Annotated in this window: 9 protein-coding genes; 3 read left to right on the plus strand and 6 right to left on the minus strand. The window is 57.2% G+C overall.

The genetic code is table 11. The features are described 5' to 3' along the window. Positions 1 to 37 precede the first annotated feature (37 nt). On the minus strand, positions 38 to 2,440 hold the full coding sequence (gene lptD / locus AC2CGP_RS18470; protein WP_047036769.1) for an LPS assembly protein LptD: 2,403 nt from the start codon (positions 2,438 to 2,440) through the stop codon (positions 38 to 40). A 241-nt stretch (positions 2,441 to 2,681) separates the two neighbouring features. Here lptD and djlA point away from each other — a divergent pair, with 241 nt between their 5' ends. After that, complete coding sequence (djlA, locus tag AC2CGP_RS18475; RefSeq protein WP_015704375.1) at positions 2,682 to 3,509, plus strand: co-chaperone DjlA; 828 nt, start codon at positions 2,682 to 2,684, stop codon at positions 3,507 to 3,509. A gap of 32 nt (positions 3,510 to 3,541) precedes the next feature. Here the strand turns inward: djlA and AC2CGP_RS18480 are convergent, their stop codons facing one another. Both AC2CGP_RS18480 and AC2CGP_RS18485 read right to left on the minus strand, forming a co-directional pair. Further along, entirely contained in the window at positions 3,542 to 4,240 is a 699-nt protein-coding gene (locus AC2CGP_RS18480; protein WP_015368286.1) for a response regulator, read from the minus strand. Continuing rightward, positions 4,230 to 5,855, minus strand: a complete 1,626-nt coding sequence (locus AC2CGP_RS18485) for an ATP-binding protein (RefSeq protein WP_032713342.1) — start codon at positions 5,853 to 5,855, stop codon at positions 4,230 to 4,232. The genes AC2CGP_RS18480 and AC2CGP_RS18485 overlap by 11 nt, the downstream gene beginning before the upstream one ends. Before the next feature lie 275 nt (positions 5,856 to 6,130). Between AC2CGP_RS18485 and AC2CGP_RS18490 the strand changes: the two genes are divergently transcribed. Together AC2CGP_RS18490 and citX are read left to right on the plus strand one after the other, a co-directional pair. Further along, a complete protein-coding gene (locus AC2CGP_RS18490; protein ID WP_015368284.1) occupies positions 6,131 to 7,495 on the plus strand; it encodes a 2-hydroxycarboxylate transporter family protein in 1,365 nt (454 codons plus the stop codon). 169 nt (positions 7,496 to 7,664) lie between these two features. After that, a complete protein-coding gene (citX, locus tag AC2CGP_RS18495; RefSeq protein ID WP_015368283.1) occupies positions 7,665 to 8,204 on the plus strand; it encodes a citrate lyase holo-[acyl-carrier protein] synthase in 540 nt (179 codons plus the stop codon). A 61-nt stretch (positions 8,205 to 8,265) separates the two neighbouring features. Here citX and rluA read toward each other — a convergent pair whose 3' ends face one another. The 3 genes from rluA to polB all read right to left on the minus strand — a co-directional run bounded on the left by rluA (position 8,266) and on the right by polB (position 14,333). Beyond that, complete coding sequence (gene rluA, locus AC2CGP_RS18500; protein WP_002888348.1) at positions 8,266 to 8,925, minus strand: bifunctional tRNA pseudouridine(32) synthase/23S rRNA pseudouridine(746) synthase RluA; 660 nt, start codon at positions 8,923 to 8,925, stop codon at positions 8,266 to 8,268. Positions 8,926 to 8,937: 12 nt separating this feature from the next. After that, positions 8,938 to 11,844, minus strand: a complete 2,907-nt coding sequence (gene rapA, locus AC2CGP_RS18505; protein ID WP_047036766.1) for an RNA polymerase-associated protein RapA — start codon at positions 11,842 to 11,844, stop codon at positions 8,938 to 8,940. A 131-nt stretch (positions 11,845 to 11,975) separates the two neighbouring features. Next, entirely contained in the window at positions 11,976 to 14,333 is a 2,358-nt protein-coding gene (gene polB / locus AC2CGP_RS18510; RefSeq protein WP_020079623.1) for a DNA polymerase II, read from the minus strand. Between the last annotated feature and the right edge of the window lie 40 nt (positions 14,334 to 14,373).

A 14,373-nucleotide genomic window follows, 5' to 3' on the forward strand; every position in this document is an offset into this window, starting at 1 on the left:
TAACCGCAAATGCGGATTACGTTTTAAACCAGACGCCTTACAGGGAGCTCTGGTACGGCAAAATGTTCGAGCGCAGCATCTGCTGGGTGCCAAGACCGTAGTTGGAGCTCAGACCACGCAGTTCGATGTTGATACCGAAGGTGTTATCGTATTTGCTCTCGCCGCCGTTGCTGTTGTTATCCCAGCCGTTGAGCTTACGTTCGTAGCCAAGGCGGATAGCGTAGCAGCAAGAGTTGTACTGCACCCCTAACATCTGGTTAGCCGCTTTTTTGGTATTGGTATCGAAGTAGTATGCGCCGACCACAGACCAACGATCGACAATCGGCCAGCTGGCGGTCATACCTACCTGAGAAATACCCTCTTTGTACTGCTGAGCGGTGGAATACGAAGGCAGCGTCGCCTGAATATATTCCGGACTCGCATAACGGTAGTTCAGTTGCACTAAGCGGTTTTCGTCGCGGCGGTATTCAATGGTTCCGTTGCCGGTTGCGACGTTATCCAGACGCGTATCATACTGGATCCCCCCGCGTAAACCCCAGTCATCGGAGATGCGCCAGTAAGTGTCGCCGGCCCACACCAGTGAACCCGTGGTGTCGTTATTCTCCCAGTTGATGTTGTCCGCACCGGTCCGAGACTCGGTGAAATAGTAGATTTGACCAACGGAAATATTAAAACGTTCAACGGCCGCGTCATCATATACGCGAGATGTGACTCCGGTGGTAAGCTGGTTTGCCGAGGCAATACGGTCCAGACCGCTGTAGGAGCGGTCGCGGAACAGGCCGCTATAGTCGGACTGCAGCAGGGTCGAGTCGTAGACGCCGATATGGCTCTGGTCGCGATACGGGATATACAGGTACTGCATGCGCGGTTCCAGGGTTTGGGTATAACCCTCCTGCATATCGCGCTCGAAGACCAATTTGCCGTCAATTTTGAATTGCGGCATCACACGGTTAACCGAATCTTTCAGAGCATTTGCGGAGTTTAGTGCGTTCTGATTATCGCTCGATGGATTGTTGTTATATTGCCGCTGCGCGTATGCACGGTACTCATCAATGTTGTTCTGCTGATAGTGGGTCGCCAGCAGCTTCGCCTCGGTATTGATGCTTCCCCAGCCGTTAGACAGCGGCAGGTTGATCGTCGGCTCCATGTGCAGGCGCGTTGCTTCCGGCATATCGCCGTTGGTGTTGACGAAGTGCACCGCCTGCGCATACAGATGGGTGTCGAACGGGCCAACGTCATTCTGATAGGCGTTAACATCCAGCTGCGGTTCGGCGCCGTAGGAGTTGCTTGAGCTACGGTCGAAGACCTGGAACTGCTTAGTCGACACGGTGGCGTCAAAATGCTGGTTAACGTAACCGGCGCTGAATTTCTGCGTCGCGTAGCCGTCGGTACTGGAGCCGTACTTAGAGCTAAAGTCGTTAAAGTAATCCGGGTCGCTGACTTTGGTGTAGTCGGCGTTCAGACGCCACACCTGATCGATAACCGCGTTGTGGTTCCAGTAGAACATCCAGCGGCGGCTGTTGCTGTCGTTGGAGTGATCGTCTTCGTACACTTTATCGGAAGGCAGGTAATCGAATTCGAATAAACCTGCGCCCGCCTGGGTCAGATAACGGAATTCGTTTTCCCACATTACGCCGCCGCGTTTATTCATATAGTGCGGCGTAATGGTGGCGTCGAAGTTCGGCGCGATATTCCAGTAATAGGGCAGCGAGAACTCAACGCCATTTTTAGTGCTGTATTTGGCGTTGGGGATCAGGAAGCCGGAGCGGCGCTTATCGCCGACCGGGAGCTGCAGATACGGGCTATAAAAAATAGGGACGGAGCCAAGCTTGAAGCGCGCGTTCCAGATTTCGGCAACCTGCTCTTCGCGGTCATGGATAACCTCGCTGCCGACGACGCTCCAGGTATCAGAACCCGGCAGACAAGAGGTAAAGCTGCCGTTTTCCAGAATGGTATAGCGGTTTTCGCCGCGTTGTTTCATCAGGTCGGCGGTACCGCGCCCCTGACGGCCAACCATCTGATAGTCGCCTTTCCAGACGTTGGTATCCTTGGTATTCAGGTTCGACCACGCCTTTGGTCCCTTCAGAATGACCTGGTTGTCGTCGTAATGAACGTTGCCAAGCGCATCAACGGTACGCACCGGCTGCGGTTGTCCCGCCGGCTGCTGCTGATGCAACTGCACCTCGTCGGCCTGTAGGCGACTATTCCCCTGATTAATATCAACGTTGCCGGTAAATACGGCATTATCAGGGTAGTTGCCTTTCGCATGATCGGCGTTAATCGTCACCGGCTGATCGTTAGGCTTCCCTTCAACGAGAGGGCGATTATAGCTTGGCACGCCAAGCATACATTGCGTGGCGAGATCGGCGGCCATGCCCTGTTGGCTATACAAGGCGCTGGCGATCATGGTGGCCAGGAGGCTGGGGATACGTTTTTTCATACGTTTTATTTGTTGTTCCGTCATCTTGTGGCAGCGGCTTGCAAACGGTCAGAGCCTAACGTACTCATCTTAATCGCGCTAGTCTTAATCCGCTCGTTTCGTTTCTGAGCGTTAGGCACCGTGTAGAATGGCGAGTATGATAAAGCAAATTATAGGCGATGTCCCACATGACCGTGGCGTCAACGCTTGGTAACGTGCGGTCAGATATAGCTTAACTGGTAGCGGAAAGATTGGGGAGTCTATGCAGTATTTGGGTAAAGTGATTGGTGTAGCGGTTGCATTATTGATGGGTGGCGGCTTCTGGGGCGTGGTGCTTGGCTTTTTAGTCGGCCATATGTTTGACCGGGCCCGTAGCCGTCGCCTGAATTTATTTGCCAACCAGCAGGAGCGGCAGTCGCTGTTCTTTTCCACCACTTTTGAAGTGATGGGGCATCTGACCAAATCGAAAGGCCGCGTCACGGAAGCCGATATTCATGTGGCGAATGTGCTGATGGATCGAATGAACCTGCACGGCGAGTCGCGCACCGCGGCGCAGCAGGCTTTTCGCGCCGGTAAGGCCGATAATTATCCGCTGCGCGAGAAAATGCGTCAGCTGCGTAGCGTCTGCTTTGGTCGCTTCGATTTAATTAGGATGTTTCTGGAAATTCAGCTGCAGGCGGCCTTCGCCGACGGCGAATTACATCCCAATGAGCGCGAAGTATTGTTTGTTATCGCCGACGAGCTCGGTATCTCGCGCGCGCAGTTCGAGCAGTTCCTGCGTATGATGCAGGGCGGCGCGCAGTTCGGCGGCGGCTCGCAACAGCAATCCTATGGTCAGCGCGGCGGCAATGGCGGCTGGCAACAGGCGCAGCGCGGCCCGACCCTTGAAGACGCTTGTAACGTGCTCGGCGTGAAACCGACCGATGATGCCACAACCGTCAAGCGCGCCTATCGTAAATTAATGAGCGAACATCATCCGGACAAGCTGGTGGCCAAAGGGCTGCCGCCGGAGATGATGGAAATGGCGAAACAGAAAGCGCAGGAGATCCAGAAAGCCTGGGAGCTCATCAAAGAGCAGCGCGGCTTCTGAAAACCGTGAGGCTTCTCCTGCGGGGAGAAGCCTTAGTTCGCGCCCCGCGCGCGGCGATACATCCGCCGCGGGTGGCCAATCTTACCGTACAGCATTTCCACTTCCAGAAAACTCACTTCTACGCAGTGCTCGAGATAACGACGGGCGGTGGTCTTGCTCAGTCCGGTTTCGCTGACCACTTCGTCCACTGAAAAGCAGTGCGTTTCGCGGCCATGAAATAAATTTTGCACCAGCGCCAGGGTCTTTTCCTCGATGCCCTTGCTGCCGTTATCGGCGCGAAAATTTTTAGCCTGCAGCTGATACAGGGAATCAACGTTTTGCTGATCGACGATTTTCCATTCCCGCTGCTGGTCATAAAACTGAATAAAGCGCTCCAGCGACTGGCTCAGCCGTTTCCATGAGACCGGCTTGAGAATGTAGTCGAAGGCGCCATTGCGTATCGCCTGGCTGCAGGTTTCCATATCGCTGGCGGCGGTGATGAAAATGACCGAACAATTGGCGTTGGCCAGAAGCGGGTCGGTCATCAGCGTAACGCCTTTGCCGTCCGGCAGATAATTATCCAGCAGGACCAACTGCGGCGGTCTGGCGTTCAGCATCTGCCGTGCCTGGGAAAGCGAGGCGGCCGTTCCCGCCAGCCGCATGCGCGGGTGTTTCTGAATGAGCTCGGCGTGCAGGCGGGCCAGCTCGTTTTCATCTTCGATGATCAGCACATCGACCAGATCATGATGCATCGTTGGTCTCCGGTTGCGGATGGGCTGGCGGGTCGGCGGGAATAAACAGAGTAAATATCGTTCCGCGCGGCGCATTATCGGCGACTTCAATCGTGCCGCCAGCCTGAGTCACATAATGTTCAATAAGATACAGACCAATACCGTGATCGCCACGGGTTTTCGTCGTCACTCCACGTTCAAAAATACGCTCGCGGATATCCGGGCGGATACCGACACCGCGGTCGGCCACCTCAATCATCAGCTCGCGGGCGTTGAGTTGAATCAGTACCTCGACCGGCTCGTGCGGTAGTTCGGCGCGTTGCGTGGCTTCAATGGCGTTATCCAGCAGATTGCCGATGATCGAAATAAGTTCCGACTCCATCAGCGACGACAGCGGGCGATCGATACGGCAGGCCGGATCAAAGCTCAGTTCAACGCCTTTTTCATAGGCGCGGGTGGCTTTACCCAGCAGTAGGCCGCATAGCGTCGGCGAACGGAAACGCGAGGAGATGAAGTCCAGTAGCTCCTGGGCATGCTCCGATTGCGCCTGTATATAGCGAATAGCTTCGTCGTAGTGGCCCATATGCAGCAGGCCAGATAGCGTGGTCATGCGGTTGAGCTGTTCGTGGCGCATAATGCGCAGGTTATCGACATAGCGTTTTACCTGGCTGAGTTGAGCGGTGAGGGCGTTAATTTCATCGCGGTCGCGGAAGGTGATCACCCAGCCCTGTAGCGAGTTTTCCAGCATGATGCGCACCCGGCTGGCGAGTACCGTCAACTGGTTAAAGCGACACAGTTCATCGTGAGTATCATTCGCCAGCATTGCGCCGCTGGCGAAGAACGGCTGCGGGGCGATCACGCTATCAATCGATTTGCCGCGCAGCAGATGCGCGGGCTGCTTAAGCCCCAGCAGGCTGCGGGCGGCGTGGTTAATCACCTCAATCCGTCGCTGGCTGTCGATAACGATAACTCCTTCGAAAATCGATTCCATCATCGCTTTTTGCTGGCGTACCAGCAGGCCAATTTCGCGCGGCTCCAGCGAAAAAATCTGTTTTTTAATACTGCGGGTAAAATACCAGGAGAAGATAAACAGGGCGATCAGCAACAGAATGGCGGCGACAAAAATATTCACCACCTTTTGCACGGTAATGCTGTCGAGATAGCTGGTCAGATAGCCGACGGAGACAATGCCGATCACCCTCCCGTTATCATCGACAATGGGCGTTTTACTGCGTAGCGAGACGCCTAAACCACCTTTACGGATGGTGGTGATAGTTTTGCCTTCCAGCACCGCCTGGTTATCGCCGCCCACTAAGCGGGTGCCGACCCATTCCGGGTGTACGGAATGAAACAGGTGCACGCCTTTATCATCACCGATGACGATAAAGCTGGCGTCGCTGTGGACGGCGATTTGCTTCATGAAGGCGCCGATAGCCTGCGGGTCGTGCAGGCTAACCTGCTGGCGCAGATTGGGCATCAGCGCAATCTCTTCGGCCTGAATTTTCGCCCTGGCGCTCATTTCCTGATACAGCTGGCGGCTGGCGTCGAGATAATAATAAACCCCAAGCAGAGCGAATAAGATGGAGAAAAAGGCCACCAGGGAGATGAACAGCTTAAATTGAAATGAAACTTTCATAGTTATGCGCACAGTATTTGAGATGCGGCAACGATATCGTCAGCGGCCAGAAGGACAATTTATCTACTGGCGCCTATTTATAAAGGGTAATTATCCGGTTATTAAAAAAACCATAAAAACCACGCTAAGAAATTAGATATATATCACTAGAATCAATAGAAACCATAAAAACCATAACGACCATTAAAACTTCTTTTTTAATCTGCCCCCTCTCACATTAACGCCGTGCTCCCCCCTCTACCCTGAACAGGAATAATAACTACAGGGCTGAATTTATGAGCACCACAGACAACGCATTCTCTGCAACCCTTGAACCTATTAACAAACCGAAGGCCTCGCTGAAGCAGCGCTGGTGGCACGTGATGGATAGCTGGAAAGTGGGGATTATCCCGCTGCCGCTATTTTTGTTGGCCGGCGGTCTTATCGCGCTGGACTGCCTTGGCGGCAAGCTGCCGAGCGATATCGTGGTGATGGTGGCGACGCTGGCCTTCTTCGGTTTTGCCTGCGGCGAGTTCGGCAAGCGCCTGCCGGTACTTGGTAAGCTTGGCGCGGCGGCGATTTGCGCCACCTTTATTCCTTCCGCGCTGGTCCATTACGGCCTGCTGCCGGATGTGGTGGTTGAATCCACCACCAAATTCTATAAATCGACCAATATTCTTTATCTCTACATCTGCTGCATTATCGTTGGCAGCATTATGAGCATGAACCGCACCACGTTGATTCAGGGGTTCCTGAAGATCTTCCTGCCGATGCTGTGCGGCGAAGTTGTCGGTATGTTGGTCGGCGTGGGAGTTGGCAGTCTGTTGGGGATGGATCCGTTCCAGGTCTTCTTCTTTATCGTGCTGCCGATTATGGCCGGCGGCGTGGGCGAGGGGGCGATCCCGCTGTCGATTGGCTATGCGGCGCTGATGCATATGGATCAGGGCGTTGCGCTGGGACGCGTGCTGCCGATGGTGATGCTGGGCAGCCTGACGGCGATTGTCATCGCCGGCTGTCTGAACCAGCTTGGTAAACGCTTCCCGCATCTGACCGGCGAAGGCCAGCTAATGCCGAACCGCAGTAATGAAACCCGCAGCCTGAGCGAAAGCGAAGGATTTGGCGGTAAAACGGATGTGGCGACGCTGGCCTCTGGCGCGCTGCTGGCGGTGCTGCTGTATATGATGGGCATGCTGGGACACAAATTGATTGGCCTGCCGGCGCCGGTTGGCATGCTCTTCCTCGCGGTGCTACTGAAGCTGGCGAATGTGGTTTCGCCGCGCCTGCAGGAGGGCTCGCAGGTGGTGTATAAATTCTTCCGCACCGCGGTGACTTACCCGATTCTGTTTGCCGTTGGCGTGGCGATTACCCCGTGGCAGGAGCTGGTAAACGCCTTCACGCTGACCAACCTGCTGGTCATTGTCTGCACCGTGTCGGCGCTGGTGGCCACCGGGTTCTTCGTCGGCAAGAAAATGGGGATGCATCCGGTCGACGTGGCGATTGTCTCCTGTTGCCAGAGCGGGCAGGGCGGCACCGGCGACGTCGCTATTCTGACTTCCGGCAACCGTATGAACCTGATGCCGTTTGCTCAGATAGCCACCCGTATCGGCGGCGCGATTAATGTGTCGTTAGGGCTGCTGTTCTTAAGTCATTTCTTATCGTGATTTAGTGCTGCGCTAATAGCAAAAACTGCCATTTCCCTCCGCAGGACGAAGAAAATTTCTTTGTCCTGCGCCCTAAATTCTGTGCAATTAGCGATACAATAGGCGGCGTTATCCGCGATAGCGACGGCAGCCCCGAGCTGTCTTTTTGATCATTAAAGGAGAGGAAAGAATGTCAGTGCATACTCCCGCCCGGGCGGGCGTCAGCATGGAAAATCTGCTGGCGGCGAAAGAGCAGCGCGCAGCCCGTCAACAAGACTGGCTCAACCATTATCAACAACCGGTCATTTCTCTCACTCTGGTAACGCCAGGGGCGGTAAAAGACAGTATTCGCTATCGCAATATGATGGGTGTTGCGCTGCAGGCCTGTGACCAACTTCTGTGGCAGCAGCGTTGGAAAACGCTCGACCGCCAGGTGTTGTGGCTGCCTACCGGCCCGGAAGCGATGTGGTGCGTTGAGCACTCCGCGGAAGAGATCAAAGCGCTATGCAGCGAACTGGAACAGAATCATCCGCTGGGTCGCCTGTGGGATATCGATGTCATTTGTCCGCAAGCGGGGCTGATTAGCCGCCAGGCGCAGGGCGAAGCGATGCGCCGCTGCCTGCTGTGCGATGAACCGGCCCACGCCTGCGCGCGCAGCCGTCGTCACGACACCGGGCTGGTGGTCGCTCGCGTTGAACAGATGATTGATGCGTGGTTTGCCCGCGATTAATCGCGTTAGCGTTAGAGACTTCCCCGGCGGCGTAGCGCGACCGGGGCGTCCGGATAACGACTTAAAAGTCGATCGGCGCGCGGAAGGTCATCGCGTTGCCGTAGGCGGGATGGGTGATGGTTAACGTTTCGGCATGCAGTAGCAGGCGCGGGGCCATCGCCAGCGCCTCCGGCGTGGCGTAAAAGCGGTCGCCGAGGATCGGATGCCCTAACGCCAGCATATGCACGCGAAGCTGATGCGAGCGCCCGGTAATCGGCTTCAGGCGCACGCGGGCGGTGTTGTCCTCCGCGTACTCCAGCACTTCATATTCGGTTTGCGCCGCTTTGCCGGTTTCATAACACACCTTCTGCTTTGGCCGGTTCGGCCAGTCGCAAATTAGCGGTAAATCCACCAGACCTTCCGCAGGCTGCGGATGACCCCAGACGCGGGCGACGTACTGCTTTTTCGGCTCGCGCTCGCGGAACTGACGCTTTAGTTCACGCTCGGCGGCCTTATTCAGCGCCACCACAATCACGCCGCTGGTAGCCATATCCAAGCGATGCACCGATTCGGCCTGCGGGAAATCGCGCTGGATACGCGTCATCACGCTATCCTTATGCTCCTCCAGCCTGCCGGGCACGGACAACAAGCCGCTCGGCTTGTTGACCACCATAATGTGCTCATCCTGATACAGAATCACCAGCCAGGGATCCTGCGGCGGATTGTAGTTTTCCATCGCCATTTTCGCGTTCCGTTACTGGTGAGTGACGACGATCAGACGCAGCGCGTCCAGACGCCATCCGGCCTGCGCCAGCGCATCCATCACCTGCTGGCGGTTGCTTTCGATAGCCGCCAGTTCGTCGTCACGGATGTTCGGGTTCACCGCTTTCAGCGCTTCGAGACGCGACAGTTCCGCCGTCAGTTTATCATCGGCTTCGTTACGCGCCGCATCGATCAGCGCCTGCGCCGCTTTGGCTATCTGCGCTTCGCCCTGCTGCAGAATCGCGTGAACGTCCTGCTGCACCGCGTTGACCAGTTTGCTACCGGTATGGCGGTTGACCGCGCTCAGCTGGCGGTTGAAGCTTTCGAACTCCACCTGCGCGGCGAGGTTGTTGCCGTTTTTATCCAGCAGCATGCGAACCGGGGTCGCCGGCAGGAAGCGGTTAAGCTGTAATTGCTTCGGCGCCTGCGCTTCGACAACGTAGATTAGCTCCAGCAGCAGTGTGCCAACCGGCAGCGCCTTGTTCTTCAGCAGCGAAATAGTGCTGCTACCGGTATCACCGGAGAGGATCAGATCCAGACCGTTGCGAATCAGCGGGTGTTCCCAGGTGATGAACTGCGCGTCTTCACGCGACAGCGCCACGTCACGCTCGAAGGTAATGGTGCAGCCATCTTCCGGCAGGCCCGGGAAATCCGGCACCAGCATATGATCGGACGGGGTCAGGACGATCAGGTTTTCGCCGCGGTCATCCTGGTTGATGCCGACGATATCGAACAGGTTCATCGAGAAGGCGATCAGGCTGGTATCGTCATCCTGCTCTTCGATGCTCTCCGCCAGGGCCTGCGCTTTTTCGCCGCCGTTGGAGTGGATCTCCAGCAGACGGTCGCGGCCCTGTTCCAGCTGCGCTTTCAGCGCTTCATGCTGCTGGCGGCAGGATTTGATCAGATCGTCGAAGCCATCGGTGGATTCTGGCGCGGCAAGGTAGTTTATCAGCTCATCATGGACGCTGTCGTAGACGGTACGGCCGGTCGGGCAGGTATGTTCGAAGGCGTCGAGCCCTTCGTGATACCAGCGCACCAGCACCGACTGCGCGGTTTTTTCCAGATACGGCACGTGGATCTGGATATCGTGCGCCTGGCCGATACGGTCGAGACGGCCAATACGCTGCTCCAGCAGATCCGGGTTAAACGGCAGGTCGAACATCACCAGGTTACTGGCGAACTGGAAGTTACGCCCTTCGGAGCCGATTTCGGAACACAGCAGCACCTGCGCGCCGGTGTCTTCTTCGGCAAACCACGCCGCGGCGCGGTCGCGTTCGATAATCGACATGCCTTCATGGAATACCGCGGCGCGGATACCTTCACGCTCGCGCAGTACCTGCTCCAGCTGCAGCGCGGTAGCGGCCTTGGCGCAAATCACCAGCACTTTCTGCGAACGGTGGCTGGTCAGGTAACCCATCAGCCATTCGACGCGCGGATCGAAGTTCCACCAGGTGCCGGTATCGCCTTCAAACTCCTGATAGATCTGCTCCGGATAAAGCATATCGCGCGCGCGCTCTTCCGCGGTTTTGCGCGCGCCCATAATACCGGAGACCTTGATGGCCGTCTGGTATTGGGTAGGTAGCGGCAGGCGAATAGTGTGCAGCTCGCGTTTCGGGAAACCTTTCACGCCGTTACGGGTGTTACGGAACAGCACGCGGCTGGTGCCGTGGCGGTCCATCAGCATTGAAACCAGCTCCTGACGCGCGGCCTGAGCATCTTCACGATCGCTGTTGGCAGCCTGCAGCAGCGGCTCGATGTCCTGCTCGCCGATCAGATCGCCAAGGGTATTGAGTTCATTATCGTTCAGCTTGTTGCCCGCCAGCAGCAGGGCGACGGCGTCGGCGACCGGGCGATAGTTTTGCTGTTCTTCAACAAACTGTTCAAAATCGTGGAAGCGGTTTGGATCCAGCAGACGCAGGCGCGCAAAGTGGCTCTCCATGCCCAGCTGTTCCGGCGTCGCGGTCAGCAACAGGATGCCCGGTACGTGTTCGGCCAGCTGTTCAATGGCCTGATATTCACGGCTCGGCGCCTCTTCGCTCCATACCAGGTGGTGCGCTTCATCGACCACCATCAGGTCCCACTCGGCGTCGCACAGGTGCTCCAGGCGCTGCTTGCTGCGGCGTACGAAGTCTAAGGAACAGATCACCAGCTGTTCGGTTTCGAACGGGTTGTAGGCGTCGTGCTGCGCTTCGGCATAGCGTTCGTCGTCAAACAGCGAGAAGCGCAGGTTGAAGCGGCGCAGCATTTCCACCAGCCACTGGTGCTGGAGGGTTTCCGGGACCACGATCAGCACGCGCTCGGCGGCGCCGGAGAGCAGCTGCTGGTGCAGGATCATCCCGGCTTCGATGGTTTTACCTAAGCCCACTTCATCGGCCAGCAGAACGCGCGGCGCGTGACGACGGCCTACGTCGTGGGCGATGTTCAACTGATGCGGGATCAGGCTGGTGCGCTGGCCGCGCAGGCCGCTCCACGGCATGCGGTACTGTTCGCTCTGGAACTTACGCGCGCGGTAGCGCAGGGCAAAGCGGTCCATCCGGTCGATTTGCCCGGCGAACAGGCGGTCCTGCGGCTTGCTGAAGGCGAGCTTACTGTCGAGCAGGACTTCGCGCAGGGTAACATGTTCTTCTTGCGTATCCAGGCGGGTGCCGGTGTAGGACAGGAGCCCATTTTCTTCATTTACTTCGTCAACGTGGAGCTGCCAGCCTTCGTGGCTGGTAATGGTATCACCCGGGTTAAACATCACGCGGGTAATCGGGGAATCGTTGCGAGAGTACAGACGGTTTTCGCCGATGGCGGGGAAAAGGAGAGTGACCATGCGCGCATCCAGCGCTACCACTGTCCCTAGTCCTAGTTCGCTCTCTGTATCGCTAATCCAGCGTTGACCAAGTGTAAAAGGCATATGTGTTCGGCTCTTTGTTCTTTAATTGCAGGCAATAGTGCATCCTCAGCATAGTTACGCTGAGGAATCAAAATTGGGTCCAGGAATGGAAAGGGCGCTATGGTACTGGATGCCGCGGTGTTAGTCACCTGTCAAAATAGCCCCAGTTGCCCTGTCACTATTGTAGCAAAGTCGTCGTTGACGAAGGGAAGGATTCCTTCCGCCACCGGCTGCAATTGCTTTGACAGATAGTGATCGTAATCGAGCGGCGACTGCTGGTAATCCACCGGCTCCGGGCCGCCGGTAGTCCAGACGTATTTAATGGTGCCGCGCTGCTGATACTGCTGCGCCCGCCCAAGCTTCACGTTGTGTTCATCCGCCAGCCTCGCGGCGCGCACGTGCGGCGGCACGTTACGTTGATACTCTGCCAGCGGTCGGCGCAGGCGCTTGCGATAAACCAGTTGCTCATCGAGCTCGCCGTTCATCAGCCTGGCGATAGTCTCCCGTACATAATCCTGATACGGCTGATGGCGGAAGATGCGTAGATACAGCTCCTGTTGAAACTGCTGGGCCAGCGGCGTCCAGTCGGTGCGTACCGTCTCCAGCCCCTTGAACACCATGCGCTGGGCATCGCCTTCCTGAATCATCCCGGCATAACGTTTTTTACTGCCGGTATCGGCGCCGCGGATCGTCGGCATTAAAAAGCGGCAAAAGTGGGTTTCATACTCCAGCTCCAGCGCGCTGGTCAGTTGGCTTTTAGCCAATTCCTGCGCCCACCAGTCGTTGACATAGGCAACCAGCTTGCGGCCGATTTCTGCCGCCTGCGCTTCGCTATGCGGGCGCTTGAGCCAGACGAAGGTGGAGTCGGTATCGCCGTAGATAACGTCATAGCCCTGGGCTTCAATCAGCGCTTTGGTCTGGCGCATGATCGCGTGGCCGCGCATGGTGATCGACGACGCCAGCCGTGGATCGAAAAAGCGGCAGGCGCTGGTCCCCAGCACGCCGTAAAAGGCGTTCATGATGATCTTCAGCGCCTGCGACAGCGGCTTATTATGCTGACGCTTGGCTTCATCGCGGCCGTGCCAGATCTGCCCGACGATGCCGGGCAGGCAGTGCTTTTCGCGCGAGAAGCGGGCGCCGAGAAATCCTTCGGTGCTGTGGCGGTCATCGGGCTGCGCCAGCCCTTCAACCAGGCCGACCGGATCGATTAAAAAGGTGCGGATGATCGACGGATACAGGCTTTTGTAGTCCAGCACCAGTACCGAGTCATACAGGCCGGGGCGGGAATCCATGACATAGCCGCCGGGACTGGCCTGCGGGGGAATTTCGCCGAGATTCGGCGCCACGTAGCCCAGCCGGTGCATGCGCGGGAAATAGAGATGGCTGAAGGCGGCGACCGATCCGCCGTGGCGATCGGCGGGCAGACCGTTAACCGTCGCCCGTTCGAGCAGAAACGGCATGATCTCCGTCTTGTGAAAGATCCGTGTCACCAGCTCGCAATCCTGTAGGTTATAGGTGGCCAGTGCCGGTTTATCTTCATGAAAGCGGCGATCGATTTCGTCCATCCGATCCCACGGGTTGTCGATAGCTTTACCTTCGCCCAGCAGCTCGCGGGCGACGGCCTCGAGTGAAAATGAGGAGAAGTTCCAGAACGCCGATTTTAGCGCTTCGATGCCGTCGATAATCAGCCGGCCGTTGGCTTGGGCGAAAAAGACGCCGTTCTTAAAACCGTGCTCGCGCCACTCCAGCTCGCTATTGCCGCGGCCGAGCAGCAGCGGGATGCGGTAGCGCTCGGCGTGTTTTTGCAGGACCCGCAGATCGAACTGCACCACATTCCAGCCGATCAGCACGTCGGGATCGTGTTCGGCAAACCAGGCGTTGAGCTTTTCCAGCAGCAGTGGGCGGCTGGCGACATAGACCAGGCTGAAGCCCACATCCGGCGGCGTGGCGGGCTCGGGGCCTAACATGTAGACCACCCGCTGGCCGCAGCCTTCCAGGCCGATGCAGTAGAGCTCGCCGTGGCGGCTGGTTTCGATATCCAGCGAGACCCATTTCAGCGGCGGGCGGTAATCCGGATTAGGTTTCATGCGCGCGTTAACCAGCTGCGAACCGCGCGTTTCGCCTTCTACCCACACCGGGGCGGTGATAAAGCGCTCCATCAGGTAGCGCTCCGGCGGGCGGATATCGCCTTCGTAAACGGTGACGCCGTTTTCACGCAGCTTTTTTTCCAGCCGCATCAGCTGGCGATGCGCGCGGCAGTACAGGCCGAAAACCGGCTGGCGGTGGAAATCTTTTAGCGCAAGCGGGGCCAGACGGTAGCCGTTTTCACCCTGCAACAGGCTTTCAGCCTGCCGCCGCTGCGTTTCGGGGATAAACGCCACGGATTCCTGCGGCGGCAGCGTGACCTGCAGCGGGCCGTTATCGGTCGCCAGCCAGAAGGCCAGTTCCGTTCCCTGCGGGGTATCCCGCCAGTGACGGGTGAGTAAAAATCCTGCTTGCGGCTGCGTCACGCGTGCTCTCAACGATAAAAAACCAGGCCTGATTATAGCC

The organism is Klebsiella sp. SYXHC3, assembly GCF_057196925.1.